This is a genomic window from Opitutaceae bacterium (assembly GCA_041395105.1).
GTDB lineage: Bacteria > Verrucomicrobiota > Verrucomicrobiia > Opitutales > Opitutaceae > B12-G4.
The window spans coordinates 272,210-297,597 of record JAWLBB010000001.1 but is presented as its reverse complement, the minus strand read 5'-3'; the positions used below and the strand labels follow the sequence as shown (position 1 = coordinate 297,597).

Genomic DNA, 25,388 nt, shown 5'->3' with positions numbered 1-25,388 from the left:
CGCGACAGGGGTCAGAAGGGCGAATCTTCGCCGTCACCGGGCATCGATTGATCGAGCGGTTCGCCACCGGGATCGTCGGCATTCCCGGATGCCCCAGCCTCGACCTTCTCGACCCGCCACGCCTGGAGGTTGACGTAGTACTTCCCGTTGTACTCGTTGCCGCGGATATTGAAGCTGACCTTGACCCGGTCTCCGGAGGTCAGGCCGGCCAGCAATTCGACCCGCTCCTTCACGCATTCGAATTTCACATCCTGGGGAAAGCGTTCTTCGGTGGTGACCACAAATTCACGCTTGGTGAATCCGCTGGGAAAGGTGCGGAGTTCCTCGAGCACCTTGACCTTGCCTTCGAGTTCAAAAACGGGGGGGCGGCTTTCCATAGGGGCCGAGCTTGGATCGGATCATTGGGCGATGGCAATAACGGGTTCCAGGAAATGCGGCCCAAATCGGAAGACGAGGCCGGGTCGTCCTCAGGTCGGCAGATTGAGGGGGGCGAGATCGGGATCGGTTCTGGCCATCTCCGCGAAGGCGGGTTGGAGGGCGATGGCCTTGGCCAGGCGGGAATGGGCCTCGGGGAGATCGCCTGTCTGGGCGGCGTAACAGGCAAGGTTGAACTGGATGGTGGGCTCCTCAGGATGCCGGGAGACAGCCCGGAGGAGGATCTTCCGGGCCTCGTCGATGCTTTTCCATCGGCGGACGGCGTAGGCGTGGGCGATCCACCATCCGGCCTCTTCGGGTTGCAGGCGGGTCAACTGACCCGCGATCCGCGCGGCCGTCGGCCAGCGACCGGCGTTCTGATGAAGCTGCAGGGCGGCTCCCAGAAATGGAGGTTCGGTCCGGATCTCGTTGGGAATGGCCCGGAGGACCCTCCGGGCTTCTCGATCCATTCCCAATTCGAGGTAACCGCGGATTTGTGAAAGATGCCACGAACGATTCATCGGATGGCGGAAAGTGTAGCAGATCGGGTATGATGAAGCACGGATCAATGAACGGGTCTGTGTCCCCGGGCCCCGCGTTGTTGTGGGCAGGTGATTCCTGTCGCCCGGGCTTGTCCCCTGCCCTGGTTCTGCTATGAAGGTCCGGTGCGTCCCGCTCGCAATCTTGTTGTCCTGACAGGGGCTGGCATCTCGCGTGAATCCGGTCTTCACACCTTCCGCGATGCAGACGGGGTCTGGGCGCAGGTCCGGATCGAGGACGTGGCCACTCCGGAGGCGTTCGCGGCAGACCCGGAACGGGTTCATGCCTTCTACAACAGTCGACGCCGGCAACTCCTTTCGCTCGATATTCAGCCCAATGCGGCTCATCGGGCGCTTTCCCGGTTGGAAGCCGCCTGGCCGGGGGATTTTCTTCTCGTGACCCAGAATATCGACGATCTTCATGAACGCAGTGGCAGCCGCAAGCTGGTTCACATGCACGGCGAGCTTCTCAAGGTCCGTTGCGATGCCTGCAGGGGAATCGCGGAGTGGCGGACCGATCTGGGATCCGGCGCAGCCTGCCCGATCTGCGGCGAGCGGGGTCGATTGCGACCCCGGGTGGTCTGGTTCGGAGAGGTTCCTCTCGAACTCGACCGGATCTTCGATGCGGTCGGGGCCTGTGATCTGTTTGTGGCGATCGGAACATCCGGGCAGGTTCAACCGGCCGCCGGCCTGGTTTCCGAGGCTGCCCGGAATGGTGCGCAAACCGTGGAGCTCAATCTGGAATCGTCGAGTGGAACGAGCCTCTTTGACCGACATGCCTTCGGGCCCGCCACCCGGATCGTTCCGGAGTTCGTCGACCGGTTGCTCGATTCCCTGAAGGGAGGGGAAACAGTCTGACCCGGGAAAACGAAAAACGGGCGGAAACTCTCGTTTCCGCCCGTCTGGACCAAAGCTGAAAAAGTCTATCCTCGCAGGGAGGCACCCGGTCTAGGGCGAATCGACATTCAAATCGCTCTCATCCTTCGGACGGGTCTGCGGAAGCGCTCAGCCGCGTTCCTTTTGCGACAGAAGCCCTTCAAGGGATTCTCGCCGCAAAAGCGCCTTGCTGAGGCCCTCCCGCAGTTCCCGCCAGCGCACAATTTGAATGTCGATTCGCCCTAGAAGAAGCGGACCGGCTGTGACTGCATCCTGGCGTGATCTTCGTCCGAGCAGGCCTGATTGGTCGGCACGGCCGGCTGGACGCTGGAAGGCGCCACCAGATTATTGCTCAGCAGGTAGTTCTCCACCTCTTCGCCGCTGACATCGGCCAGCATGACGCCGTCGATCTCAACGCAGGGCGAGAGCGGCTGGCCCGACTTCGCGACCATCTCCGCGTAATTCTCGCGGTTGTTGATGATATCGATGTCCTCGTACTCGAGCTCGTGCTTCTGCATGATGGCGCGCACGCCCATGCTCCATCCGCATTGGGGTTTCAGGTAGGCTTTGATCTTCATGATGTTCAGGGTGCTTTGTTTGTGAGTGGGCGCAACTTACGGCGGAATTCCGTTCAATCAAGGCGATTCTTGGTTTTGATCCCGGGGATCCGGACGGCTTCGCCCGTCAAGTGAACACCTGTTCACTTTATATGCTTGTCATGTCCGTCATCTTTCGCAGGAATTTCCTTTGCTGTTTCCCAACCACTGATTCTCCTCTTCTTATGGCACGCTCGACCACACCAAGAACAATCGCGACTGACACCAACAAGACCAAGAACATCGACTTGGCGATTTCAGCCATCACCAAGCAGTTTGGTGAAGGATCCATCATGCGGCTGGGAAGTGCCTCCAAGATGGACGTCTCGGTCATTTCAACCGGTTCCCTGGCCCTGGATCTGGCACTCGGGGTGGGAGGCCTGCCCCAGGGGCGGATGATGGAGATCTACGGTCCGGAATCGTCCGGAAAGACCACGCTTTGTCTCAGCGTGATCGCCGAAGCTCAGAAAAACGGCGGGCTCGCGGCCTTCATCGACGTCGAGCATGCCCTTGATCCCAAGTACGCCCGGCGGCTCGGGGTGAACCTGGATGACCTCCTCGTCTCCCAGCCGGACTCGGGCGAAGATGCCCTCAATATCACCGAAACCCTGATCCGGTCCAATTCCATTGAGGTCATCGTGATCGACTCCGTGGCAGCTCTCGTTTCCCGGGCCGAACTCGATGGCCAGATGGGCGACGCCACAGTCGGTTCCCAGGCCCGGCTGATGAGCCAGGCCATGCGCCGGCTGACGGCCATCGTGAGCAAGACCAATTGTATCTGTTTGTTCACCAATCAGATCCGTGAGAAAATCGGCGTGATGTTCGGAAGCCCGGAGACCACTCCGGGTGGTCGGGCCCTTAAGTTCTTCTCGTCGATCCGGATGGACATCCGGCGGATCGGCCAGATCAAGGATCCGTCCGGCAAGGTCATCGGCAACCGGACCCGCGTGAAAGTGGTCAAGAACAAGGTCGCCCCTCCCTTCACGGAATGTGAATTCGACATCATGTACAATGAAGGGATCTCCAAGACCGGCTCGATCATCGACCTGGGGGTGGAGCACAAGGTCCTGGAGAAGAAAGGGGCCTGGATCGCCTATGAGGGAAACATGATCGGACAGGGCCGCGAGGCCGCCAAGGTGCATCTGGCTGAAAACCCGGCCGTGGCTGAAAAGATCCGGGCCGAGATCATCGAGAAGATCAACGTCTCCGGCGGGATGGTCATCAACAGCAGCAGTTCCGATGAGGGCAATGGGGAGAGCATCGACTCTTGATCGAACCTTGGTGCGGATCGGCTTTGTCCGAAGGAACCTGTTGATTGGGTGAACGTTGTGTAACCGCCGGAGAATTGCCAGGGAGATTCCTCAGAACTCTTTCACCGCCCCGGGAGGTGCCGCATGACAGATACGATCGCAGCCCTGGCCACCCCGCGGGGGGAATCGGCTCTTGCCCTGATCCGGATCAGCGGACCTGAAACGAGAGCGGTGGCCAGTGCCCTGCTCGGGCGGCCTCCCCTCCCCCGCCGGGCGGTCCATGCCGACTATTTCGATGTCTCCGGGCGTCTGCTCGATGATGCGGTTTTCGTCTTCTTTCAAGGGCCAGCCTCCTATACCGGGGAAGATTCCCTGGAGATCAGTTGCCACGGCGGGCCCTATATCGTCGAACGGATTCTTGAAGACCTGATGAACCGGGGATGCCGGGCGGCTGAACCGGGCGAGTTTTCCCGGCGGGCCTTTCTGAACGGCCGTCTGGACCTCAGCCAGGCGGAGGCGGTCATGGATCTGATCCGGGCGCGAAGCGACCGTGCGGTGGAGGCCGCCCATCGCCAGCTCAGGGGGGCTCTCGGGCGGGAGACGCAGCGGCTTGCCGATGCCCTCCTCGACGTGGTGGCCGGGGTCGAGGCGTATATCGATTTCCCGGAGGAGGATCTTCCGGCCGAGGACCGGCAGCGCAGTCTGGAGGCGGTCCGGGAAGTGGCCCGGGGGGCGGGCCGGCTCCTCGCCACCGGCCGTTACGGCAGCCTGGTCCGTGACGGGGTCCGGGTCGTTCTGGCCGGGGAGCCCAATGCGGGCAAGAGCAGCCTACTGAATCGACTTATTGGATACGAAAGGGCCCTGGTCGACGCCGGGCCCGGGACAACCCGCGACTTCATCGAGGAACGGGTCCTGCTCGGGGCCCATAGTATTCGTTATTTGGATACAGCGGGTCTGCGGACGGGAGGTGACGGGGTCGAGCGGGCCGGGATGGGCAAGACGCTGGAACAGGTGGCCGACGCCGACATCCTCCTGCTCGTCCTCGATGCCGCCCGGCCCTTCCCCACCCTGCCGGATCCGGTCCTCGAGCGTGCCTCGGGGGGTCCGACTCTCGTGGTCTGGAACAAGGTGGACCTGGCTCCGGCCGGCCGGGTTCCGGAGGCCCTCACTCCCCTTCCCTCCCTGTCGCTCTGCGCCCGAACCGGTCAGGGGCTGGAGGCGCTGCAGGCGGCAATCCTCGAGTGGGTCGAGTCCAGCCGGATCGAGATCGGTGACGAAGTGATCGCGATCAGCGTGCGACATGAACACGCGCTTCAGGGGATGCACGAGTGCCTGGCCCGGGCGGAGGCCAAGCTGGCGGAAGACGAAGATTTGGAGTTGATAGCCAGTGATTTGCGCGGTGCGATCGACTGTCTCGGCCTGATCACGGGCCGGATTGACAACGAAGCGGTGCTCGACCACCTTTTCGCCTCTTTCTGCATCGGAAAATAGGATTCCGGCGGAGGAAAGCGACCGGATGTCAGGCATGGAGAATCAGTTTGAGGTGATCGTCTGCGGGGCGGGCCACGCCGGGATCGAAGCGGGACTGGCGGCGGCCCGATTGGGGGTCCGCACCCTGGTGGTGACCGGGAACATGGACACCATCGGGCAGATGAGCTGCAATCCGGCGATCGGCGGCGTGGCCAAGGGTCATATGGTCCGGGAGATCGATGCCCTGGGCGGTGAAATGGGCGTGACGGCGGATGTGACCGGGATCCAGTTCAGGCTTCTGAATGCCTCCAAGGGACCGGCGGTGCAATCCCCGCGGGTGCAATGCGACAAGAAGGCCTACCAGTTTAGGATGAAGCATCGCCTCGAATGGCAGGAGAATCTGACCCTTTTCCAGGCCACGGTGACCGGGTTGATTTTCGAAGACGGCCGGGTTACCGGATGCCGGACCAATCTGGGGGTGGATTTCCGGGGAGAGACCGTGGTGGTGACGACAGGGACCTTTCTGCGGGCGTTGATGCACGTGGGAGACACCCGAACCGAGGGCGGGAGGATGGGGGATCACAACGCCAGGACGCTCTCGGCCAGCCTGGTCGAAGCGGGGATCGAGCTGGAGCGGCTGAAGACGGGAACGCCGCCGCGCCTGCTGGGCCGGAGTCTGGATTTCTCGAAGATGGAGGCCCAGGAAGGGGATCCGGAGCCGACCTTATTCAGTTTCCACGATACCCGGGATCCCGATGACCTGTTCCACGTGGAACATTCCGGGGAACGGGTGCTTGGTTGGGCGCCCGGGACCGATCAAGTCGCCTGCTGGATGACCTACACAACGAAGGAGAGTGACCGGATCGTCCGGGCCAATCTGCACCGTTCCGCCATGTACAGTGGGGCCATCGAAGGTGTCGGCCCCCGCTATTGTCCGAGCATCGAGGACAAATTCGTCCGATTTGCCGACAAGGAGCGCCATCTGCTTTTCCTCGAACCGGAAGGGCGCCATACCAACGAATACTACGTCAACGGGCTCTCGACCAGCCTCCCGTTTGCGGTCCAGCTGGAGCTGGTCCACAGTATTCCAGGCCTGGAAGAGGCCGTCATCCTTCGCCCGGCCTATGCAGTGGAGTATGATTTTGCACCTCCCACCCAGCTTTTTCCGTCGCTTGAGTCCCGGAAGGTGGCGAATCTCTTCTTTGCCGGGCAGATCAATGGCACCTCCGGCTACGAGGAGGCGGCCGGACAGGGCCTGATCGCCGGGGTCAACGCGGCCTGCAAGGTGAGGGGAGGGGAACCGCTCGTTCTGGAGCGGCACGAGGGATATCTCGGAGTGATGATTGATGATCTGGTGACCAAGGGGACTCGCGAACCTTACCGCATGTTCACCTCCAGGGCGGAACACCGGCTCCTCTTCAACCATACCAGTGCCGAGAAAAGGATGTTGCCCCATAGTGAACGGCTTGGACTGGTGCCTCCGGGACGGCTCGACCGGATGAAGGCGAAGGAGACGACCATCCGGCATTGGGTCGAGCGATTCGAGTCGGAGCGGTCCGGGGGCCAGACCTGGGCTGAATTACTGCGAAAGGGTGGGGGAATCGACGACCTGCCGACGTCCTTCGGTCTGGAGACGGCAGGCGTCCGGGATGAGGTCCTCTACCGCTGCCGTTACCACGGCTACCTGATTCGGGAAGAACGCCAGATCGCGCGCCTTGCTGAAGTGGATCAGATCCGACTGCCGGTGGATATGGATTACTCGGGTATCCGGGGCCTGAGGAACGAAAGTGTCCAGAAGCTTTCTGCCTTTCGACCGGTCACCCTGGGTCAGGCCAGCCGTTTGAGCGGCGTCAATCCCGCGGACATCAGCATCCTGATGGTTCACCTGAAAAGAAATAACCGAAACCGTTGAATATCAAAAGAAACTGTATCTGCAGCGCCCTTCTCTGGTCACCCGTGATGGCCATTTTCCTGAACGCCAATCAGCCCCGGAAAGCACGGGACCTCGCAGACGAAGGATCGCCCGGGGCTATCGAGGCGGGGAGAGTTGTCACCTAACCGTAACTTTTCGTGGTTTGCGCTGTCCGGAGCGAAACGCTATCGGCTTCGGACTGGCAGTATTCAATCTTGGAGAAATTGGGCGAATTCACTATGGAAACCGGAAAGATGAAACGGATCCTGATTGTTGATGATGAGGCGGATGTGACCGATCTGCTCACCTACCATCTGAGGGCGAAGGGCTTTGACGCCCAATCGATCAATAATCCGAATCAGATCATGGACTACGCCCGGACCTTCTCACCGGATCTGGTCATTCTTGACGTGATGATGCCCGAACTCAATGGCATCCAGATCTGTCGCATGCTCCGGGAGGACCGGAAGCTCAAACGGATCCCGATCATCTTTCTGAGCGCCCGGACCGAGGAGGAGGACCGGATTCAGGGTTTGGAGGTCGGGGGCGATGATTATATTTGCAAACCATTCAGTCCCAAAGAGTTGGTTCTTCGGGTGCAATCGATTTTTCGGCGGATGGACGAAGGGGAGGGAGCTGAAGAGCTCAAACAACTGCAGGTCGGGCGGATCTTCATCGATGTGGAACACCATCAGGTCAGGGTGGGGGACCAACCCATTGAGTTGACCGCGACCGAATTCAAGCTGCTCAAGGCCCTGATGGAGCGGAAGGGCCGGGTGCAGCCGCGGGATCAGCTCCTCCTCAAGGTCTGGAAATACGAGACGGAGATCGAGACCCGGACGGTCGACACCCACATCCGGCGGTTGCGCGAAAAAATCGGATCGGAAGCGGGGTTGATTGAAACTATCCGCGGAGTGGGCTACCGGATGGTCGAACCATGCCCTACCTGATCATCGGTATTCTTGGAATCGGTCTGATCCTACTTTATCGGCATTGCCGGGTCCAACGCAGGGGAATGGCTCTCCTGGCCCGGTCCCTCAGCGAGCGGAAACCGTTTCTCAGTGAAGACAACGACCTGCACCGCATCCATGATGATTGGGAAAACCTCCGGTTGGCCGGAAACTCACTGATTGAGGCCTTCAATCAACTCGACCGACACCAATCCAACCAGCTGAGCCAGCTTGAAGCTGCCCTGGGGAGTCTTCAGGAAGCGGTTCTCATCATTGATCGGAATAATTATATTCTATTGGCAAACAAGGCATTGCACAAGATGTTCGGAAGGAACCAGGCCATCCTCGGCCAGCGGATGGAGACGGTCCTGCACAGTGCCACCTTTCTGGAATTCGTCAGGCAGGTCCGGTCGAAAAAGCCTTCGGGACAACGGGAAGTGGAGTTCGTCGAGGCCGATCGCACCGTCTGGGTGGAAGCGACCGGAGCGGATATTCCGGATGTGGAGGATGCCAACGGTCCCTGGACCCTGTTTGTGCTGCATGACATTACCCGGCTCAAGCAGCTGGAATCGGTGCGAAAGGAGTTTGTGGCCAATGTCTCCCATGAGTTGAAGACTCCCCTGAGTGTGATCAAGGGTTACGTGGAGACTCTGGTCGACGACCATGAATCCCTTCCGCCCGCCGAGCGGGGACGGTTTCTCGGGGTGGTTCGGCGCAATTGTGATCGGTTGCAGTTGATTCTCGACGATTTGCTGGAGCTGTCGCGGCTCGAGTCGCGGAGTCTTCGGATCAGTTTGGTTGAGAAGGACTTGAATGCATGGATCACCTCGCTGGGCCGGGAGTGGACGGTCCGGATGGAGAAAACCGGGCACCCTTTCATCCTGGATCTTTCCCCAGAGCCTCTCTCCGTCCTGATGGATCCGTTCCGGATCAGTCAGGTCATCGAGAACCTGATCGACAATGCGCAGAAGTACACGGCAAAGGGAACCCGGATCACCCTCGGGGCGGCGAAGGTGGGCGAGTGGGTTGAGCTCTGGGTTGCCGATACCGGCCCCGGGATTCCGAAAGCCGACCTGCCCCATATCTTCGAACGGTTTTACCGGGTGGAAAAGGGTCGTTCCCGTGAGACCGGCGGTACCGGTCTGGGTTTGAGCATCGTCAAGCATATCTCCGACCTCCATGGCGGTACTGTCCGGGCCGAGAGCGAAGAAGGAAAGGGGACACGCATCGTGGTTTCCCTGCCTGTTGCCAGCGGTGCAACGCCGGGCGGCGCCTCCTGAGTGGCAGGGGGCGGGGAAAGCGGGAACCGGGGTCCGAGGACCGGAGACTGCCGGCCGGTTCGGCGCGCGTCCTGTCAGACGGGATTGACAGGACGGGGGCCACGATTGATGGAGGGGCCGTCGAACCCTTCCCTGAAAGGTTGGCCGACCGCAGTTCGCGGCATGATCCAGCCACACCTTGACTTCCCATCGATCCAGTGCCCAAGACCCCCATCAGTCCGAAAGCCGCCACCATCCTGGAAAACCGGCGCCGTGAGGTGACGGCGATCCTCGATGAGGTGGCGGCGGAACATACGGAAATCACGCTCGAGTTGGGATCGGGACACGGCCATTTCCTGACGGCCTATGCTTCCGCCCACCCGGATCGATTCTGTCTCGGGATTGACCGGCAGGGCAATCGGATCACCCGCTCGCTCCGCAAGCAGGATCACGCCGCCCTGCCGAACCTGCGCTTCGTCCGCGCGGAGATCGGTCAGTTTCTTGAATGCCTGCCGCCGACCCTGCGCCTGTCCCGGATCCTCGTTCTGTTTCCCGACCCCTGGCCCAAGAGACGTCATGAGAAGAACCGCCTGCTCGGCCCGCTCATGCTCAGGCGCCTGGCGCGCTTCGCTCCGGCGGGAGCGGATCTTTGTCTGCGTTCGGACAGCCTTGACTACCTGGACTGGGTCGGGACCCACCTTTTGGAAAGTGACGACTGGGAGATCGACCCGACCAGGCCGTGGCCGTTTGAATGGGAGACCGTCTTTCAGCGCAAGGCTCCCGCCTATCGGTCGCTGATCGCGGTCAGAGCAGATCGAGCCAGATCAGCAGAAAGCCCTGGGAAAGCACCAGAAGCGTCGCCATGACGACGCTCAAAATGGCAAAGTAATCGACCTGCATCGGGCGCTGGACCGAATTCCCCGCCGTGAGCGCCTCCTTGGATTCAGGTTTCATGCCGACGGACTCTGGAATTGCCGGACGGTTCTGTCGATCCCGAACCGATTATGGTATTAGCTGAGCTGGTGGAGGGTGCCTGCCCTTCTAATGATTCGACTTGAATGAAGCCCAAAGCATCTAGAGGGTTGACGGGCTTTTGGCGATGCGTCACCAAGAAAGGTTATCTTATCCTGAAGAGCTGTGTTGTTAATAGACATGATTAGTGGTCGGAATCTTCTGCGAACGGTGCCCGCCTTGCTGGTGGGCAGTCTTTTCGCATCGTCGGCCCATGCCGCGGGCGGAGCCGCAGCCGAGAAGCTTTTCAGCATCGGACCGCTTCCCGTGACCAACAGCATGGTGACCAGCTGGGTCATCTCCATCGTCCTCATTCTTGTGATTCGCTGGGCCGTCGGCCGGCCGTCTCTGGTCCCGTCCCGTGGTCAGGCCATCGTTGAGTCCCTGACCGAAGGCGTCCTCGGGCTGGTCGGGCCGGTCGTGGGCAAGCGGGTCGTCAAGGCGGCGTTTCCGCTCCTGGCCGCGCTTTTCGTCTTCATCCTGATCCAGAACTGGAGTGGGTTGCTTCCCGGGGTGGGCACGATCGGATGGGGCAACGACACCGAGCATGGCTTCCAGGTTTCAGAGGCCTGGATCCGGCCTGGCAACGCGGACATCAATGGAACCCTCGCGCTTGCCCTGGTTTCGTTCGTCGCCTGGCTTTTCCTCATCTTCAGATTTGCCGGACCCAAGGCGATCCTGTTCGATCTTTTCGGCAACAAGGCAGACAAGGGCGAGTTGCCCAAGGTCACGTATTTCTTCCTCTCGATCCTGTTCATTCTGGTCGGTTTGATCGAAATCATTTCAATTCTCTTCCGGAATGTCTCCCTGACCTTCCGACTTTTCGGCAATGTTTACGGTGGGGAAAACCTGCTCCACCACATGACCAGCATATTCAAGTGGGGGCTGCCCATCCCCTTCTATTTCCTCGAGGTTCTCATCGGGTTCGTCCAGGCCCTGGTTTTCGCCCTGCTGGTCGCAGTCTACATCGGCCTGATCTGCAACCACGGGGATGATCACGAACACGAAGAGGCGGAGGGGCAGGAATCGTCCCCGGATGCGGCACACGGCTGAACCCGGACAATTTCGTCGCCGGGACCATGCCAGGAGTGTGGGCGGCGATGTGAAACACTGAAAAAAATAAAACCAATACGAACATGTTGAACGTTCTCGCAGAAATAAATGGAAGTATTCAGGGTGCCCTGGGCTGTCTCGGCGCCGCCATCGGGGTAGCTCTGGTCGGAGCCAAGGCCGTTGAGGCCGTCGGCCGCAACCCGGGAGCCTCCGGCAAGATCCTTGTCCAGGGCATTCTTGGAATGGCGCTGGCTGAGGCTGTCGCTTTCTACTCCCTCTTCCTCTAGCCGAAAATCACTTCGGTGCCGGCCGGTCCTGCCGGCCGGCACCGCTCCTTTTTCCAAGCAACCATGATCGAGGCATTTTCCATTCTGGCAGCCGCTGATCCCCATGCTGCGGGCGAGGCGGTCTCTCTCACCCAGCGGTTCGGCATAGATCTGCCTTACCTGATCGCCCAGATCGTCAGCTTCTCGATCGTGGCGTTCCTGCTCTATCGGTTTGCCTTCAAGCCGGTGCTGGCCACCCTTGATGAACGGCGGTCCAAGATCGAGGACGGCCTCCGTTACACCGAGGAGATGAAGGTGAAACTGGCCGAGGCGGAAGCCCAGCACGCCGCCACCCTGAAGGCCGCCGCCCTCGAAGCCCAGAAAATCATCCACGATGCCCGGGATACCGGCAAGGAGATGATCGAGCGACAAACCCGGGAGGCAGCCGAGCGGGCCGAACAGATGATCGCCAAGGCGGAACAGGCCATCGAACTCGAGCAGAAGAAGATGCTCGCTGATGTCCGCGAGGAAATCGCCCGACTGGTCGTGATGACCACCTCGAAGGTTCTTTCCCGCGACCTGAGCGAAACCGAACGTACCCGTTTTGTCGCCTCGGCCACCGAGGAACTTGAACGGAACTGAAACGCCTGAACCCGCCTGATGAATCCCGACAAGAAGACGCGGCTGTTTGCCCGCAACCTCTTCAGGCTCAGTCTTGAAGACGGTCGCGTATCCGAATCGCGTGTTTCGGAGATCCTCGGCTGGGTCGAACGCGAGAAACCGCGTCAATCCGTCGCCCTGCTTCGCGAGTTTCTCCGCCTTGTCACGCGGGAGCTCGACCTCGGCCTGGCCCGGGTCGAGCATGCGGGCGACTTGTCGGATGAGGCCCTCCGGGAAATTGCCGCCGGCTTTTCCAAGCGCTACGGACGCCCGATCAAGGCCACGGCCCGACCCAACCCCGACCTCATCGCAGGCCTCCGTATCCGCATCGGATGCGACGTCTATGAAAACTCCGTGGCCTCGCAGCTGGCCGCTCTCGAGACCACCCCAATTTAGCAAGGACCGTATTTTCGGACCGACTTAACGAATCCTCCCATTTGCAGGGCAATGAGCACCATAATCGAACAGATTGAACAGCAGATCGCCAAGATCCAGAGTGGCACGGTCAAGAAGAACACCGGCAAGATCCTCGCCGTCGCCGACGGGGTCGCCCGGATCGACGGCCTCTCGGATGCGATGTACAACGAGATGATCGAGTTCTACGACGGCACCGTCGGGATCGCGCTGAATCTCGAAGAGGACGAAGTGGGCTGCATCGTTCTCGGCGATGTCTCCGGCTTGAAGGAAGGAGACGAGGCCAGGACGACCGGCCGCCTGCTCTCCGTCCCGGTCGGCCGCAACCTGCTCGGACGGGTCGTCGACGCCATCGGCAATCCGATCGACGGCAAGGGACCGATCGAATCGGAGGAGTTCTATCCGGTTGAAAAGATCGCTCCGGGCATCATCGTCCGCCAATCCGTCAGCCAGCCGCTCCTGACCGGCATCATGTCGATCGATTCGATGATCCCGATCGGTCGCGGCCAGCGCGAACTGATCATCGGCGACCGTGGCACCGGCAAGACGACCATCGCGATCGATACGATCATCAATCAGTCCCGCATCAACCGGGCCGGTCTTGCCTCCGGGGACAAGAACTTCCGCCCGGTCTACTCGATCTACGTGGCTGTCGGTCAGAAAAACTCCAACATCGCCCGGACCGTCGACGCTCTGGAAAAGGAAGGCGCCATGGAGTTCACCACCATCATCGGTGCGTCCGCGGCCGACAATCCGACAAATCAATACCTGGCACCTTATTCCGGGGCGGCCATGGGGGAGTGGTTCATGCAGAACGGCATGGATGCCCTGGTCGTCTATGACGACCTCTCCAAGCACGCGGTCGCCTACCGTCAGATTTCGCTGATCCTGAAGCGACCGTCCGGTCGTGAGGCCTATCCGGGTGATGTCTTCTATCTGCACTCCCGGTTGCTCGAGCGCTCCGCCCGACTGAACAAGGAAAACGGAAACGGCTCCCTGACCGCCCTGCCGATCATCGAGACCCAGGCCGGCGACGTGTCCGCCTATATCCCGACCAACGTGATTTCGATCACCGACGGTCAGATCTTCCTCGAAACCGATCTCTTCAACCAGGGCACCCGTCCGGCCATCTCGGTCGGTCTCTCGGTCTCCCGGGTGGGATCGGCCGCCCAGATGAAGATGACCAAGCAGGTCGCGGGCAAGTTGAAGGGCGAATTGGCCCAGTTCCGCGAACTGGCCGCGTTTGCCCAGTTCGGTTCCGACCTCGATGCCCGGACCAAGGCCCAGCTCGACCGGGGTCAGCGCATCGTGGAGCTCTTCAAGCAGCCGGCCTTCGATCCGATCGCGATCGAGATGCAGGCCGCCGTTCTCTGGGGCATGCAGAATCAGTATTTCGACGCGATCGACTCCTCGAAGGTCGCCGAAGCCGCCACCAGCCTGCGGGAATTCCTCGGAGCCCGCAAACAGACCCTTCTCAACAGCCTTCTCCAGGCCGCCGCCGTCAACGACGAGCTCGCCGCCGAGCTCAAGAAGGCCCTCGACGAATGGAAGGCCACGTTTTCCGCGTAGCGCAAAACGCGAATTAGAAATCAAGAGTGAGCTGAATCCGGACAACCAGAGCGAATGCCGACCGTTCCCTGATCGCAGTCCTTAAGTCCTCCTTCCACCATGCCCAGCACCCGCGACATCCGACGCCGAATCAAATCGGTCAAGAACACCCGCCAGATCACCAAGGCGATGGAGCTGGTCGCTGCGTCCAAGATGAAGAAGGCGCAGGACATGGCGGTCGCCGGTCGCGAATACGCCTACCTGCTGGCCGACATCCTCGCTTCTGTTTCCAGCCGTCTCTCGGAGTTCAGTCATCCGCTTCTTCAGCCGAGAGAAATCAAGACCCGCGGCATTCTCGTTCTGTCGACCGACAAGGGGCTCTGCGGCCCCCTCAATTCGAATCTCTTCCGCATGATCGCCGAGATCAAGGAGCCGGCGAAATTCGTCAGTGTCGGCCGCAAGAGCACCCAGTTTCTCGGCCGGACCAAGCGTCCCCTCATCGCCGATTTCTCAATCGATGATTCGGTCCATTTCCGTGATGTCCTGGTCGTGGCCGAGTTCATGGCCCAGCAATTCCTCGACGGGGAGATCGACACTCTCGAGGTTCTCTATCCGCGGTTCATCAATACCCTGGTCCAGGAGCCGGTCCGGGTGCAGTTGCTGCCGCTGCCTGATCTCAAGGAGATGATCCGGAACCTGCGCAAAGCGGTTTCCCGCGGGAAGGAAGTCAAGGAATTCCCCTCCGACGACCGGCATATGCTCTTTGAGCCCGATCTCCGGGCCCTCCTCAACTCGATCCTGCCCCTTTACGTCAACCGGGAGCTCCACCAGTTCGCCCTCAATGCCAAGGCTTCGGAGCACAGCGCCCGGATGGTCGCGATGAAGACGGCCAAGGATAATGCGAGCAAGTTGCTCGACGACCTCACTCTCGAATACAACAAGGCGCGCCAGGCGGCCATCACCCAGGAAATTCTCGAAATCGCGGCTGCGACGGCGGCCAATTGACCTCCTCTTTGGAACCAGAGCACATGAGCAACATAGGAAAGATCGTTGAGATCATCGGCCCGGTGGTCGACGTGCAGTTTGACCAGGCGAACATGCCGGCCATCTACCAGGCCCTGACCGTCACTTTCAAACCGTCGGGTGTGGAGACAACCCTGACCCTCGAGATCCAGCAGCATCTCGGCGACGGGCGCGTCCGCGCCATCGCGATGTCCTCAACCGAGGGTCTGGTCCGGGGAATGGATGTTCAGGATACCGGGTCGCCCATTTCGGTGCCGGTCGGCGAAGGCGTTCTCGGCCGCATCCTCAACGTGACCGGCGATCCGGTCGACGAGCGCGGTCCGGTCAAGCATGAGAAGCGTTATCCGATTCACCGTCCCGCACCCTCCCTTGTCGACCAGGATACCGGGGCCGATATTCTCGAGACCGGAATCAAGGTCATCGACCTGATCTGCCCGTTCATCAAGGGCGGCAAGGTCGGTGCCTTCGGTGGAGCCGGCGTCGGCAAGACCGTCGTCATCATGGAGCTGATCAACAATATCGCCAAGACCCACGGCGGTTACTCCGTGTTCGCCGGAGTCGGAGAGCGTTCCCGCGAAGGAAACGACCTCTACCACGAAATGAGCGAGTCCGGGGTCATCGATCAGAAGAACATCGAGAATTCCAAGGTCGCCCTCGTCTACGGCCAGATGAATGAGCCCCCGGGTGCCCGCATGCGGGTCGGCCTGACCGGCTTGGCCATGGCCGAGTATTTCCGCGACGAGAAGAACCAGGACGTCCTCCTCTTCATCGACAACATCTTCCGTTTTTCCCAGGCCGGCTCCGAAGTATCCGCCTTGTTGGGACGCTCCCCCTCGGCCGTCGGTTATCAGCCGACCCTCGCCCAGGAAATGGGCGTGCTCCAGGAACGCATCACCTCGACCAAGAAGGGTTCGATCACCTCCTTCCAGGCGGTCTATGTGCCGGCGGACGATTTGACCGACCCGGCCCCGGCCAATACCTTCGCCCACCTCGACTCGACCATCGTGCTCGAGCGTTCCATCGCCGAGTTGGGCATTTACCCTGCCGTCGATCCGTTGGCCTCGTCCTCCAAGGCGCTTGAGCCCTCCATCGTCGGCCAGGAGCACTACGACGTGGCCCGCGGTGTCCAGAGGGTGCTGCAACGCTACAAGGATCTTCAGGACATCATTGCCATTCTCGGCCTCGACGAACTCTCGCCGGAAGACAAACTGGCCGTCTACCGCGCACGGAAAATCCAGCGCTTCCTCTCCCAGCCCTTCAACGTGGCCGAAGTCTTCACCGGCACCGCCGGCAAGATCGTCCCTGTGGCGGACACGATCAGGGGCTTCAAGATGATCCTCAACGGGGAACTCGACGATATCCCGGAGAACGACTTCTACATGAAGGGCGGAATCGACGAAGCGATCCAGGCTTCCAAGACGGCGGCCGTCTGATCCGCAAGATTCCTCTCCCAATTCACTCCTCACCATGCCGCTCGTCCTCGAAATCGTCACCCCGCAAAGGAAGGTCTATGAGCAGACCATCGATTCGGTGGTTCTGTCGACCACCTCGGGTGAGATCAGCATCCTTCCGGGACATATCCCGTTGGTGACGGAACTTGATCCCGGTGAATTGCAGGTCACGTCGGAGGACCGGACCGAGCGACTCGTGGTCGGTCGGGGATTTGCCCGTATCGAAGGTGATCGGGTTTCCGTCCTCGCCGAATCGGCGATCGAGGAAGATCAGATCGATGAAACTGCGGTGGAGGCTGCCCTGAACCGCGCCCGCGAGGCGCTGAAGGATCAGTCCAGCCTGAATGCGGCCGAGGTCGACCAGCTCGAAGGTGCCATGCGCTACGCCATGGCCCAGCTGGCCACCAAGGCGCGCCGTCGCCGGTAGTTTCTCCGTGAAGTTGGTCCGGATGAATTGATCTGGAAGGAACGACGGCAACGCAGGACACAGGGGGTGTCCTGCCTGTGGGTGAGTCATCCTGCCTCGACCCGGCAGTTGAGCGGCAGGAGATCGAAGCGAAAAGCCTTCCCTGCAGGATTTGTGCGGCAATGGTCAGGCCTCTCCGCCCGACGGTCGAATGAGCCGGGTTTCTGCAGCGGGGTGATCGCCGGACGGATCGGTTTCGGTTCGACCCGGATTCTGCCGATAGGCGAGGGGACTGGACTCGATCCGGGAATTTATCCACTCTGCCTCAGGGGATTCCGTTCCTCGCGGTCGCGTCCCAACCCATTTGACCCAACCCAGATGACTCCATGATCACTCGACGCATTGGCAAACTCATCCGGGGCAAAGCCACCCCGTTCCAGGTCTTTTCCGCCGGTCTGCTCGGCGTTCTCATCGCGTTCATCCCCGGGTTTTCCCAGGCGCCCGGGCTCCTCCTTTTCTGGTTCTTCATCCTCGCGGTCCTCAATGCGAACCTCTTTGTGGCGGCCCTGGTCGGAGCCGGGGCCAAGCTTCTCGCCTTCCTCCTGACGCCGGTAACCTTTGCCCTGGGGCGGTTTCTGCTGGACGGACCGACCGAGGGCCTGTTCCGGCCGATCGTGAATGCCCCGGTCCTCGCCTTCTTTGGCTTCGATTTTTATGTCGTGGCCGGTGGCCAGTTGATCGGACTTTTTGTCGGCATCGCCGCGGGATGGGCTCTGGCTGCTTCGCTGAGTCGATTCCGCAGGCAGCTTGCCCGGATGGAAGCCGGTTCGGAAGGCTTCCAGAAGTGGAACGCAAGAAAATCGGTCAGGATCGCGACCTTCATCTTTGTCGGCGGCAAGAAGAAGAAGTCCTATGATGAGCTCCTGGCGAAGAAGGTCGGCAATCCGATTCGCCTGATCGGGGTGGTCATGGTCGTCCTCATGGTCGTGGTGATCGTTGTCGGCCTGCAGTTCTTCCAGGGGCCGATCGTGACGGCAGCCCTGCGAACGGGGCTGGAAAAGGCAAACGGAGCGACGGTGGATCTGGCATCCGCAGAACTGGATCCGACGGCGAGCCGACTCACGGTGACCGGTCTGGCTCTCGCCGATCCGAAGAGCCTGGGAACCGACGTTTTCCGGGCAGATCAGGTCACAGCGGACATCAACCTCTCCGATGCCCTCCGCAAGCGGATGGTGTTGGATCGAGTGGTCATCGATGATGCCTCGAGCGGTGAGAAGAGAAAGCTGCCCGGGCAATTGATCGGTCCCCGCCCGAAACCTGCGGGTGACAAGGTCAAGCTGCCGGACATGGATGATCTTGAGCAGGTGCTCGAAGACGCGGAAGTCTGGAAAGATCGACTCTCCCAGGCGAGGAAGTGGATGGACATCCTGGGGGGAAGCGGAGATGAGAAGGCGAACACGCCGGGCGAGCCCGGTTATCGGGAACAGCTGGAAGCCCGGGCGCGGTCTCTTGGTTACGCGAACGTCCGTGCGCTGCATCTGATCGAGGGCAGCCCGATCCTTCTGGTTCGCGAGCTGACGGTCGGCCGGCTGAAGACCGACCGGTTTCCCGGAGAGACCCTGGCGATCGACGGTACGAACCTGTCAACCAACCCCGGCCTCGTCGCGGAACCCCCGAGGGTCCGGGTGGTTTCCTCAGGGAACACCTTTGATCTGGATCTGACCATTGGTTCGATGGCGGGTGGGACCGGGAATCCGCTCAAACTGGCCTACCGGGGCCTTCCGGTGGACCGCATTGTCGGCCAGCTGAAAGTGGGTGGAACCCCGCCGCTTTCCGGAGGCACCATGGACGTGACCACGAGCGGAACCCTCAGCACGGTGGATTCCAACCTCCCGCTCTCGGTCACCTTCAGGAACACCAGTCTGAGTATTGGGGGAACCACGACAGCGGTGGCTTCCCTGACTGTTCCGGTCGCCGTGCGTGGTCCGATCGACAATCCGTCGGTCAAGGTCGATTCGTCCGCCTTCCAGAAAGCCCTCGTCGACGCCGGCCAGCAGGAGGCGGTCCGTCGGCTTCAGGACGAAGCATCCCGCAAGCTCGGCATCGAGACCGGCAAGGAAGGTGAAAGCCTTGAGGACACGGCCAAAAACGTCCTCGGTGGCTTCCTCAAGAAAAAGACCGAACCGAAACCGGCGCCCTGACTGGAGAGGGAATGACCCTGGTCCGGATGAACGGCCCGGGGTCCTGGATAACGCCGGGATCTCCGGGTTTTGAGGCAGGGCGTCCCGCACGGCCGGAGCCGATGATTCATTCATGCCCGCACGGCGGGCGATTTGCTCCGGCCTCATGGTAGTTTTCCTTGATGCGCTTGACGGACTTCCGTTAGTGTCCGCCCGAATTCGCACCGGGCCGCCTGGTCAAGGCGAGTCGCGGGATGAGTCCGCCCTTTTCTGATGTATCGGATCCTTACGTTCTGCCTGCTCTTTTTGCTGTGGCTCGTTCTCTCGGGTCTGTTTGACGCATTTCATCTGACCCTCGGCATCATCTCCTGCGGTCTCGTCACCTGGCTTTCTTCCGATTTCCTCTTTGAGGATCGCAGCGTGACCTCGGGCAACCGGATCCGGCAATTCGCGCGCCTCCCGGGTTACAGCCTCTGGCTGCTCTACCAGATCTTCCTGGCCAATCTCTACGTGCTTCGGATCGCCCTGCGCCCGGCCGGAATCGGCGACCTCAGGCCGCAGGTGGTCCGCTTCAAGACCCACCTGAAGACGGACTTCGCGAAGTTCGTTTTCGCCAGTTCGATCACCCTCACCCCCGGCACGGTCACGATCCGGATTGATGGCGACGAGTTCTTTGTGCACGCCATCAGCGAATACACCGCCCTGGGCCTGGAGGGCGAGATGGAGAAGCGCATTGCCGCGGTCTGGGAGCCCGACCTGAAGCTATGATGGACCTGACCCTCAGGTTGGTCGGGATGTTCCTTTTCCTGCTGATGCTTCCGGTGCTCTACCGGGTGGTGACCGGGCCGACTTCGATCGACCGGATCGTGGCCGCCAATGTGATCGGAACCAAGACCGCGGTCCTGCTTGTCGTCATTGGTGCCATTTTCGGGCGGATTGAGATGTTCGTCGATTTCGCCATTGCCTATGCCCTGCTCAATTTCATCGGTTCACTGGCGGTGGCTCGCTATTTCCACCGGATGAGGAACCGGTCTCAACTGCCCGAGGGCGTGGAAAAGGAACTCTCATGATACTGCAGATGATCGCGGTGCCGTTCATGTTGGTCGGCCTCCTCTTTTTTTCCGGGTGCGTGATCGGCCTGATTCGATTTCCCGATTTCTACACCCGGATGCACGCCGCCGGCAAAGGCGATACCCTTTCGACCGCCTTGATGCTGATCGGCTTCGCGCTCTTCGCCCTCCAGGCGGAAGTGACCCTGGGGACATCCCTCGTCGCCGCCAAAATCCTGGGAATCTCGCTCTTCATCATGCTCACCAGTCCCGCCAGCACCCATGCCCTGATGCGGGCCGGTTACGAAGAAGGCATCGTGCCCTACCAGGGTCCCGATTTGAAAACCAAGGAGGACGCGTGATCACCCCCTTTGATTTTGCCATCCTGATACTGCTGGTGGTGACGGCCATCATCACCCTCCGGGTCAAGGATCTCCTGGCGGCGGCGGTCGTTTTCGGAATCTACAGCTTTCTCATCTGCCTCCTCTGGGCCGAGATGGAAGCCGTCGATGTCGCCTTCACCGAGGCAACGGTCGGGGCCGGGGTCAGCACGGTTTTCCTGGTGGCCACCGTATTCAACACGCGGAGGGATTCTTCGGATTGAAAGCACTCGCCTTTATTGCCGTCCTCTTCACCGGAGGGTTGCTGCTTTCTGTGGTCGAGGATTTTCCGGCCTGGGCGGACCCTCATTCGCCGGCCAACGCGAGTGCGATATCCCGTTTCTATATCCATCATTCGATGGAACTCACCGCGGTGCCCAACCTGGTGACCTCGGTCCTGGCCGACTTCCGCGGATTTGACACCCTCTTCGAAACCGTCGTCATCTTCAGCGCCGGCCTGGCCGTATTTGCCATCCTCGGAAGGCCCGGGCAAAAAGGGGTCCGTCGCTCACCGAATGAGGACGATCCGAAGGGCAACCTGATCGTCGTCCAGACCTGCAAGCTGGTCATTCCGATCATGCAGCTGTTCGCCCTTTACGTGATCGCCCACGGACATCACAGCCCTGGTGGCGGATTCCAGGGCGGGGTGATCCTGGGCTCCAGCCTGATTCTCTGGTCCATCGCGCGAAGCCTGCCGGTCGCGCTCAAACGAACCTCCGTTCGAAAGATCGTGATCCTGGCCTGCACAGGGGTGTTCATCTATGCGGGCGTCGGTGCACTGAGTCTTTTTCTGGGCGAGAACTTTCTCGATTACGGAATCCTTCACCGCATTCTTCCGGCAACCGATTCGATCATGGCGCGATCCCACGCCATGCTCGGGGTCGAAATCGGCGTGGCCTTCACGGTTTCCGCCATCATGTTCGGCCTCTATGCATTCTTGTCGTCCCAGGGACGGGAAGAGGGGGGGCTTTAGGTGATGACCGATCTCTTCGACCTTGTTCTGGCCCGGCTCAACTACTGGATTTACGTCGTGCTGATGATGATCGGGCTCTTCGCCATGATCACCAAGAAGAACCTGATCAAGAAGCTGATCGGGATGTCCATCTTCCAGACGGCGATCATCCTCTTTTATGTCTCGCTGGGGGTGAAGGAGGGTGCGGATCTTCCCATCATCCAACATCACGCCAGGCACGACGCCACCCATCAGGCCGTCACGCCGGGCGAGGGGGCCGGGAGCCACGAAGCCGACGTGAACGCACCCGATCCAATTCCGGAGCACGAACACGACGAATCGGCAGCGGCTGCAGTGGGTGGCGCGAACGCACCCGCCGCGGATCCGGTGGCCGATGCCATCACCAACCCGTTGCCTCACGTGTTGATGCTCACCGCCATCGTCGTCGGCGTGGCCACTCTCGGGGTCGGCCTTGCCGTAGTCCAAGTCATCTTCCTCCAGTTTCGTTCCATCGAAGAGGATGAAATCCTGGAACAGATCCGCAACAGCGATGGCTGACCAAGCGCCGATTCTCATCCTGCTTTTCCCGCTTTTCGGAGCGGTCCTTGTCAGCCTGGCCGGACCGTGGAAAAGGCAGATCTGCCTTCCGGTCGTGCTGATTGCCCTGGTGGGCTCCCTGGCCTGCGCGGTCACCACCTTCCGGGAGGTGCTGCAGTATGGGGAAGTCCAGTATTTCCTGGGTGGTTGGTCGAGCCCGCTGGGCATCGGCATCCAGATCCGGATCGACTCGATCAATGGTCTGGTCGCGATGGTGGCGCCCGCCGTCGCCCTGATCACTGCCCTTTATTCGACGGGGCTGATCGAGGAGGAGTTCGAGGGCAAGGTCCCGCTTTACTACGCTCTCTTTCTTCTCTCCACCGCGGGCCTGATCGGCATGAGCCTGGCCGGTGATGCCTTCAATCTCTATGTGCTCCTCGAGGTGGCTTCTCTGACCGGATACGCGCTGGTTGCGATCGGGAGGAAACGCCGGGCCGCCATGTCGGCCTTCAATTACATCATCATGGGGACGGTCGGTGCGTCCTTCTACCTGCTGGGTGTCGGTTATCTCTATATCAGAACCGGCAGCCTCAACATGGCCGACATCCATCAGATCATCGTCGGCCAGGATCTGGCTGCTTCGAAGATCATCCAGGTCGCCTTCATCCTGATCCTGATCGGGGTCTGGATCAAGATGGCGTTCTTCCCGCTGCACGGGTGGCTGCCCAACGTGTATTCAAACGCTCCATCGACCAGCGCCTGCCTGCTCGCCCCCCTTGTCACCAAGGTGGCGATCTACGTCATGATCCGCATGATGCTCAACGTGTTTGGTCCCGACCTCGTCTTCGGTGCCTTGCCGTGGTCCCATCTTGTCGTCTGGCTGGCCGTGGTCGACATTGTAGTGGCATCGTTTCTTGCCCTGGCACAGACCGGTCTCAGGCGGATGCTCTCCTACCTGATCATTGCCGAAGTCGGTTATATGGTGGGTGGAGCCTGGCTGGCCAATCACTATGGGATGGTCGGCGCGATCTACCATATCGTCAGCGACGCCTTCATGACCCTGTGCATGTTCCTGGCCGCCGGGATTCTCTTCAGGGAGTCGGATGCACTCACCGGCTTCAAGGGAATGTTCAAGCGCAGACCCTACACCATGGCCGCCTTCATCCTGGGGGCGCTTTCCATGATCGGCATCCCTCCGACCTGCGGATTCTTCAGCAAGTTCTACCTGATCCGCGGTGGAATCGAATCGGGGCACTGGGAGTTCGTCATCGCCCTGCTTCTTTCGAGTCTGATCAATATCATCCTGTTCTTCCGCATCATCGAGAACGCCTTCTTCAGAACCGGTCCGGAGAATGCCCACACAGGTCACCACGAGGAAGGGGATGAGGAAGGGGAACCCGCTGCAGCGACCCCCTTCATCCAGTCGGCGGCCCTCTGGACAACGGCCGGCGCCCTTCTGCTGATCGGTATCTTCAACCAGCCGATCGTCGGATGGATCGAAACCACCCTTCGCCCCTTCGCGATTATCGGAGGTCAAAGCTGAGATGGAGACCGTCCGAAGCAGCCTTCCTCTCTGGGCGTGCCTGGTCTCGCTCCTCGCGGTCATCCCGATTGTGCTGAGCGGACGCTCCCCCAATCGTCGGGAGTTTTTCACCTTCCTGGCCGGTTTCATCAAGCTGGGCCTCGTTCTCGCCATGTTCCCCGTCATCTGGAACGGCCAGCAGATCGAGTTCACCATCTGGCGGATCCTGCCGAGCCTGGCCATAGAGTTTCGGGTCGACGCCTTCGGCATGCTCTTCGCCCTGGTGGCCTCTTCGCTCTGGATAATCACCTCGGTCTATTCGGTCGGCTATATGCGATCGTTGAAGGAGCACTCGCAGACCCGTTTCTTCGCCTTCTTTGCTGTCGCCCTCTCCGCCACTCTCGGCGTGGCCTTCTCGGCCAATCTCTTCACCCTGTATCTCTTCTACGAGATGCTGTCGCTTTCGACCTACCCACTGGTCGCCCACCATCAGGACAAGGAGGCACGCACGGGCGGCCGGACCTACCTGACCTACCTGATGGGAACATCGATCGGGTTCGTGCTGCCGGCCCTTGTCTTCTGCTATATCCGCACCGGTGGGAACATGGACTTTTCCAGCACCGGTTTTCTGGCCGGGGACTTCACCCAGACCGAAGCATTGGTCGTGCTGCTGCTCCTGGTCTTCGGTTTTGCCAAAAGCGGCCTCATGCCCTTCCACTCCTGGCTTCCGGGCGCCATGGTCGCCCCGACCCCGGTCAGCGCACTTCTACATGCCGTGGCCGTGGTCAAGGTCGGTGTCTTCTGCATCCTCCGCGTGATCACCGGGGTCTTCGGGGTCGACATGCTCAGGGATCTTGGACTCGGCACCGTCGTTGCCGGGATTGCTGCCTTCACCGTGATCACCTCCTCGTTGATTGCCCTGAGTCAGGACAACCTCAAGCGTCGGCTGGCCTTCTCCACCATCGGCCAATTGGCCTACATCATTCTCGGGGCAGCCCTGCTTGCCCCGAAAGGCATGACCGGAAGCATGATGCATGTCGGCATGCACGCTTTCGGCAAGATCACCCTCTTCTTCTGCGCCGGAGCCATCTATGTTGCCACCGGGAAAAAGTACGTCTCGGAGATGGTCGGGATCGGGAAGCGCATGCCGATCACAATGATCGCGTTCTTCATCGGGTCGCTGAGCGTGGTCGGCCTCCCCCTGGCCGGTGGCTTCTGGAGCAAACTTTACCTGGTCTGGGGAACGATCGAAACCGACCAGTTCCTCTATACCGTGGTCTATCTCGTCAGTTCCCTGCTCAACGCCGCTTATTTCTTCCCCATTGTCTTCAAGGCTTTCTTCTGCAAACCCGGCGAATCGGCATTTCCTGACGGCATCGAGGAATCCAACAGGTATTGTGTGGCCGCCTTGTCCATCACCTCCCTTTGCACGATCATCCTGTTCTTCTGGCCGGCCCCTTTCTTCGATCTGGCCAGCATGATGTCCAATCAACTCTTCAATCCCTGAGATGACCCCAGCCAAGCACAACCCGAACGAGGAATTGCAGGAACTCCGTCACGAGGCACAGCCCGGTTTTCGCACCGGCTTCTGGGTCGTTCTTGCCGTGACGTCCCTTGTCCTCGTCCTCGCCGTCCTGATGGGCACCGGCGCCTCCACTCACCACTGATAA

General features: G+C 60.6%; 29 protein-coding genes. 25 read left to right on the top strand and 4 right to left on the bottom strand.

Annotated elements, in window-relative coordinates:
- Window positions 1–11 precede the first annotated feature (11 nt).
- Together R3F07_01310 and R3F07_01305 are read right to left on the bottom strand one after the other, a co-directional pair.
- Window positions 12–377 carry a DUF3127 domain-containing protein gene (locus tag R3F07_01310; protein MEZ5274999.1) on the bottom strand — a complete coding sequence of 122 codons (366 nt, stop codon included), beginning with the start codon at window positions 375–377 and terminating at the stop codon, window positions 12–14.
- A gap of 90 nt (window positions 378–467) precedes the next feature.
- Window positions 468–884 carry a hypothetical protein gene (locus tag R3F07_01305; protein MEZ5274998.1) on the bottom strand — a complete coding sequence of 139 codons (417 nt, stop codon included), beginning with the start codon at window positions 882–884 and terminating at the stop codon, window positions 468–470.
- A 141-nt stretch (window positions 885–1,025) separates the two neighbouring features.
- On the opposite strand from R3F07_01305, the gene cobB reads away from it, so the two are divergent.
- Window positions 1,026–1,811 carry a Sir2 family NAD+-dependent deacetylase gene (gene cobB / locus R3F07_01300; protein ID MEZ5274997.1) on the top strand — a complete coding sequence of 262 codons (786 nt, stop codon included), beginning with the start codon at window positions 1,026–1,028 and terminating at the stop codon, window positions 1,809–1,811.
- 260 nt (window positions 1,812–2,071) lie between these two features.
- Here cobB and R3F07_01295 read toward each other — a convergent pair whose 3' ends face one another.
- Window positions 2,072–2,407: a glutaredoxin gene (locus tag R3F07_01295; protein ID MEZ5274996.1), complete on the bottom strand. Its 336-nt coding sequence runs from the start codon at window positions 2,405–2,407 to the stop codon at window positions 2,072–2,074.
- Between the two features lie 203 nt (window positions 2,408–2,610).
- On the opposite strand from R3F07_01295, the gene recA reads away from it, so the two are divergent.
- The 6 genes from recA to R3F07_01265 all read left to right on the top strand — a co-directional run bounded on the left by recA (window position 2,611) and on the right by R3F07_01265 (window position 10,132).
- Window positions 2,611–3,696, top strand: a complete 1,086-nt coding sequence (gene recA, locus R3F07_01290) for a recombinase RecA (protein MEZ5274995.1) — start codon at window positions 2,611–2,613, stop codon at window positions 3,694–3,696.
- 123 nt (window positions 3,697–3,819) lie between these two features.
- Entirely contained in the window at window positions 3,820–5,166 is a 1,347-nt protein-coding gene (gene mnmE, locus R3F07_01285) for a tRNA uridine-5-carboxymethylaminomethyl(34) synthesis GTPase MnmE (GenBank protein MEZ5274994.1), read from the top strand.
- Window positions 5,167–5,200: 34 nt separating this feature from the next.
- Window positions 5,201–7,057, top strand: a complete 1,857-nt coding sequence (gene mnmG / locus R3F07_01280; protein ID MEZ5274993.1) for a tRNA uridine-5-carboxymethylaminomethyl(34) synthesis enzyme MnmG — start codon at window positions 5,201–5,203, stop codon at window positions 7,055–7,057.
- Window positions 7,058–7,311: 254 nt separating this feature from the next.
- Entirely contained in the window at window positions 7,312–8,007 is a 696-nt protein-coding gene (locus R3F07_01275) for a response regulator transcription factor (protein ID MEZ5274992.1), read from the top strand.
- Complete coding sequence (locus R3F07_01270; GenBank protein MEZ5274991.1) at window positions 7,995–9,287, top strand: ATP-binding protein; 1,293 nt, start codon at window positions 7,995–7,997, stop codon at window positions 9,285–9,287. Before R3F07_01275 ends, R3F07_01270 begins: the two co-directional genes overlap by 13 nt.
- 197 nt (window positions 9,288–9,484) lie before the next feature.
- On the top strand, window positions 9,485–10,132 hold the full coding sequence (locus R3F07_01265) for an SAM-dependent methyltransferase (protein MEZ5274990.1): 648 nt from the start codon (window positions 9,485–9,487) through the stop codon (window positions 10,130–10,132).
- Here the strand turns inward: R3F07_01265 and R3F07_01260 are convergent.
- The gene (locus R3F07_01260; GenBank protein MEZ5274989.1) at window positions 10,071–10,220 is read right to left on the bottom strand and encodes a hypothetical protein; all 150 of its coding nucleotides are present in this window, start codon (window positions 10,218–10,220) and stop codon (window positions 10,071–10,073) included. The two genes, R3F07_01265 and R3F07_01260, sit on opposite strands and share 62 nt — an antisense overlap.
- A gap of 198 nt (window positions 10,221–10,418) precedes the next feature.
- On the opposite strand from R3F07_01260, the gene R3F07_01255 reads away from it, so the two are divergent.
- The 18 genes from R3F07_01255 to R3F07_01170 all read left to right on the top strand — a co-directional run bounded on the left by R3F07_01255 (window position 10,419) and on the right by R3F07_01170 (window position 25,385).
- The gene (locus R3F07_01255) at window positions 10,419–11,330 is read left to right on the top strand and encodes a F0F1 ATP synthase subunit A (protein MEZ5274988.1); all 912 of its coding nucleotides are present in this window, start codon (window positions 10,419–10,421) and stop codon (window positions 11,328–11,330) included.
- An 83-nt stretch (window positions 11,331–11,413) separates the two neighbouring features.
- Window positions 11,414–11,617: an ATP synthase F0 subunit C gene (locus tag R3F07_01250; GenBank protein ID MEZ5274987.1), complete on the top strand. Its 204-nt coding sequence runs from the start codon at window positions 11,414–11,416 to the stop codon at window positions 11,615–11,617.
- Between the two features lie 63 nt (window positions 11,618–11,680).
- Window positions 11,681–12,238, top strand: a complete 558-nt coding sequence (atpF, locus tag R3F07_01245) for a F0F1 ATP synthase subunit B (protein ID MEZ5274986.1) — start codon at window positions 11,681–11,683, stop codon at window positions 12,236–12,238.
- A gap of 18 nt (window positions 12,239–12,256) precedes the next feature.
- Window positions 12,257–12,652, top strand: a complete 396-nt coding sequence (locus R3F07_01240; protein MEZ5274985.1) for a F0F1 ATP synthase subunit delta — start codon at window positions 12,257–12,259, stop codon at window positions 12,650–12,652.
- A gap of 51 nt (window positions 12,653–12,703) precedes the next feature.
- Complete coding sequence (gene atpA, locus R3F07_01235; GenBank protein MEZ5274984.1) at window positions 12,704–14,239, top strand: F0F1 ATP synthase subunit alpha; 1,536 nt, start codon at window positions 12,704–12,706, stop codon at window positions 14,237–14,239.
- Window positions 14,240–14,338: 99 nt separating this feature from the next.
- Window positions 14,339–15,223: an ATP synthase F1 subunit gamma gene (gene atpG, locus R3F07_01230; protein ID MEZ5274983.1), complete on the top strand. Its 885-nt coding sequence runs from the start codon at window positions 14,339–14,341 to the stop codon at window positions 15,221–15,223.
- A gap of 23 nt (window positions 15,224–15,246) precedes the next feature.
- On the top strand, window positions 15,247–16,674 hold the full coding sequence (atpD, locus tag R3F07_01225) for a F0F1 ATP synthase subunit beta (GenBank protein ID MEZ5274982.1): 1,428 nt from the start codon (window positions 15,247–15,249) through the stop codon (window positions 16,672–16,674).
- 34 nt (window positions 16,675–16,708) lie between these two features.
- Entirely contained in the window at window positions 16,709–17,119 is a 411-nt protein-coding gene (atpC, locus tag R3F07_01220) for an ATP synthase F1 subunit epsilon (protein ID MEZ5274981.1), read from the top strand.
- 365 nt (window positions 17,120–17,484) lie between these two features.
- Complete coding sequence (locus R3F07_01215) at window positions 17,485–19,299, top strand: hypothetical protein (GenBank protein MEZ5274980.1); 1,815 nt, start codon at window positions 17,485–17,487, stop codon at window positions 19,297–19,299.
- Between the two features lie 252 nt (window positions 19,300–19,551).
- Window positions 19,552–20,046, top strand: coding sequence for a Na+/H+ antiporter subunit E (locus R3F07_01210; protein ID MEZ5274979.1), 495 nt, complete (start codon window positions 19,552–19,554; stop codon window positions 20,044–20,046).
- Window positions 20,043–20,348, top strand: a complete 306-nt coding sequence (locus R3F07_01205; protein ID MEZ5274978.1) for a monovalent cation/H+ antiporter complex subunit F — start codon at window positions 20,043–20,045, stop codon at window positions 20,346–20,348. The genes R3F07_01210 and R3F07_01205 overlap by 4 nt, the downstream gene beginning before the upstream one ends.
- Entirely contained in the window at window positions 20,345–20,689 is a 345-nt protein-coding gene (gene mnhG / locus R3F07_01200) for a monovalent cation/H(+) antiporter subunit G (GenBank protein MEZ5274977.1), read from the top strand. Before R3F07_01205 ends, mnhG begins: the two co-directional genes overlap by 4 nt.
- A complete protein-coding gene (locus R3F07_01195; GenBank protein MEZ5274976.1) occupies window positions 20,686–20,931 on the top strand; it encodes a hydrogenase subunit MbhD domain-containing protein in 246 nt (81 codons plus the stop codon). Before mnhG ends, R3F07_01195 begins: the two co-directional genes overlap by 4 nt.
- Window positions 20,928–21,680: a hydrogen gas-evolving membrane-bound hydrogenase subunit E gene (gene mbhE / locus R3F07_01190; protein MEZ5274975.1), complete on the top strand. Its 753-nt coding sequence runs from the start codon at window positions 20,928–20,930 to the stop codon at window positions 21,678–21,680. The genes R3F07_01195 and mbhE overlap by 4 nt, the downstream gene beginning before the upstream one ends.
- A gap of 3 nt (window positions 21,681–21,683) precedes the next feature.
- The gene (locus R3F07_01185) at window positions 21,684–22,217 is read left to right on the top strand and encodes a cation:proton antiporter subunit C (protein MEZ5274974.1); all 534 of its coding nucleotides are present in this window, start codon (window positions 21,684–21,686) and stop codon (window positions 22,215–22,217) included.
- Complete coding sequence (locus R3F07_01180; protein ID MEZ5274973.1) at window positions 22,210–23,739, top strand: proton-conducting transporter membrane subunit; 1,530 nt, start codon at window positions 22,210–22,212, stop codon at window positions 23,737–23,739. The genes R3F07_01185 and R3F07_01180 overlap by 8 nt, the downstream gene beginning before the upstream one ends.
- 1 nt (window position 23,740) lies before the next feature.
- Window positions 23,741–25,225, top strand: coding sequence for a monovalent cation/H+ antiporter subunit D family protein (locus R3F07_01175; GenBank protein ID MEZ5274972.1), 1,485 nt, complete (start codon window positions 23,741–23,743; stop codon window positions 25,223–25,225).
- A 1-nt stretch (window position 25,226) separates the two neighbouring features.
- Entirely contained in the window at window positions 25,227–25,385 is a 159-nt protein-coding gene (locus R3F07_01170) for a hypothetical protein (protein MEZ5274971.1), read from the top strand.
- The last annotated feature ends 3 nt before the right edge of the window (window positions 25,386–25,388 follow it).

Excerpts from the sequence above, each read along its gene's own strand:
- R3F07_01310 (MEZ5274999.1), bottom strand. The coding sequence starts at position 377 with ATGGAAAGCCGCCCCCCCGTTTTTGAACTCGAAGGCAAGGTCAAGGTG.
- R3F07_01305 (MEZ5274998.1), bottom strand. The coding sequence starts at position 884 with ATGGATCGAGAAGCCCGGAGGGTCCTCCGGGCCATTCCCAACGAGATC.
- R3F07_01295 (MEZ5274996.1), bottom strand. The coding sequence starts at position 2,407 with ATGAAGATCAAAGCCTACCTGAAACCCCAATGCGGATGGAGCATGGGC.
- recA (MEZ5274995.1), top strand. The coding sequence starts at position 2,611 with ATGGCACGCTCGACCACACCAAGAACAATCGCGACTGACACCAACAAG.
- mnmE (MEZ5274994.1), top strand. The coding sequence starts at position 3,820 with ATGACAGATACGATCGCAGCCCTGGCCACCCCGCGGGGGGAATCGGCT.
- mnmG (MEZ5274993.1), top strand. The coding sequence starts at position 5,201 with ATGGAGAATCAGTTTGAGGTGATCGTCTGCGGGGCGGGCCACGCCGGG.
- R3F07_01275 (MEZ5274992.1), top strand. The coding sequence starts at position 7,312 with ATGAAACGGATCCTGATTGTTGATGATGAGGCGGATGTGACCGATCTG.
- R3F07_01270 (MEZ5274991.1), top strand. The coding sequence starts at position 7,995 with ATGCCCTACCTGATCATCGGTATTCTTGGAATCGGTCTGATCCTACTT.
- R3F07_01260 (MEZ5274989.1), bottom strand. The coding sequence starts at position 10,220 with ATGAAACCTGAATCCAAGGAGGCGCTCACGGCGGGGAATTCGGTCCAG.
- R3F07_01255 (MEZ5274988.1), top strand. The coding sequence starts at position 10,419 with ATGATTAGTGGTCGGAATCTTCTGCGAACGGTGCCCGCCTTGCTGGTG.
- R3F07_01250 (MEZ5274987.1), top strand. The coding sequence starts at position 11,414 with ATGTTGAACGTTCTCGCAGAAATAAATGGAAGTATTCAGGGTGCCCTG.
- atpF (MEZ5274986.1), top strand. The coding sequence starts at position 11,681 with ATGATCGAGGCATTTTCCATTCTGGCAGCCGCTGATCCCCATGCTGCG.
- R3F07_01240 (MEZ5274985.1), top strand. The coding sequence starts at position 12,257 with ATGAATCCCGACAAGAAGACGCGGCTGTTTGCCCGCAACCTCTTCAGG.
- atpA (MEZ5274984.1), top strand. The coding sequence starts at position 12,704 with ATGAGCACCATAATCGAACAGATTGAACAGCAGATCGCCAAGATCCAG.
- atpG (MEZ5274983.1), top strand. The coding sequence starts at position 14,339 with ATGCCCAGCACCCGCGACATCCGACGCCGAATCAAATCGGTCAAGAAC.
- atpD (MEZ5274982.1), top strand. The coding sequence starts at position 15,247 with ATGAGCAACATAGGAAAGATCGTTGAGATCATCGGCCCGGTGGTCGAC.
- atpC (MEZ5274981.1), top strand. The coding sequence starts at position 16,709 with ATGCCGCTCGTCCTCGAAATCGTCACCCCGCAAAGGAAGGTCTATGAG.
- R3F07_01215 (MEZ5274980.1), top strand. The coding sequence starts at position 17,485 with ATGATCACTCGACGCATTGGCAAACTCATCCGGGGCAAAGCCACCCCG.
- R3F07_01210 (MEZ5274979.1), top strand. The coding sequence starts at position 19,552 with ATGTATCGGATCCTTACGTTCTGCCTGCTCTTTTTGCTGTGGCTCGTT.
- R3F07_01205 (MEZ5274978.1), top strand. The coding sequence starts at position 20,043 with ATGATGGACCTGACCCTCAGGTTGGTCGGGATGTTCCTTTTCCTGCTG.
- mnhG (MEZ5274977.1), top strand. The coding sequence starts at position 20,345 with ATGATACTGCAGATGATCGCGGTGCCGTTCATGTTGGTCGGCCTCCTC.
- R3F07_01185 (MEZ5274974.1), top strand. The coding sequence starts at position 21,684 with ATGACCGATCTCTTCGACCTTGTTCTGGCCCGGCTCAACTACTGGATT.
- R3F07_01180 (MEZ5274973.1), top strand. The coding sequence starts at position 22,210 with ATGGCTGACCAAGCGCCGATTCTCATCCTGCTTTTCCCGCTTTTCGGA.
- R3F07_01175 (MEZ5274972.1), top strand. The coding sequence starts at position 23,741 with ATGGAGACCGTCCGAAGCAGCCTTCCTCTCTGGGCGTGCCTGGTCTCG.
- R3F07_01170 (MEZ5274971.1), top strand. The coding sequence starts at position 25,227 with ATGACCCCAGCCAAGCACAACCCGAACGAGGAATTGCAGGAACTCCGT.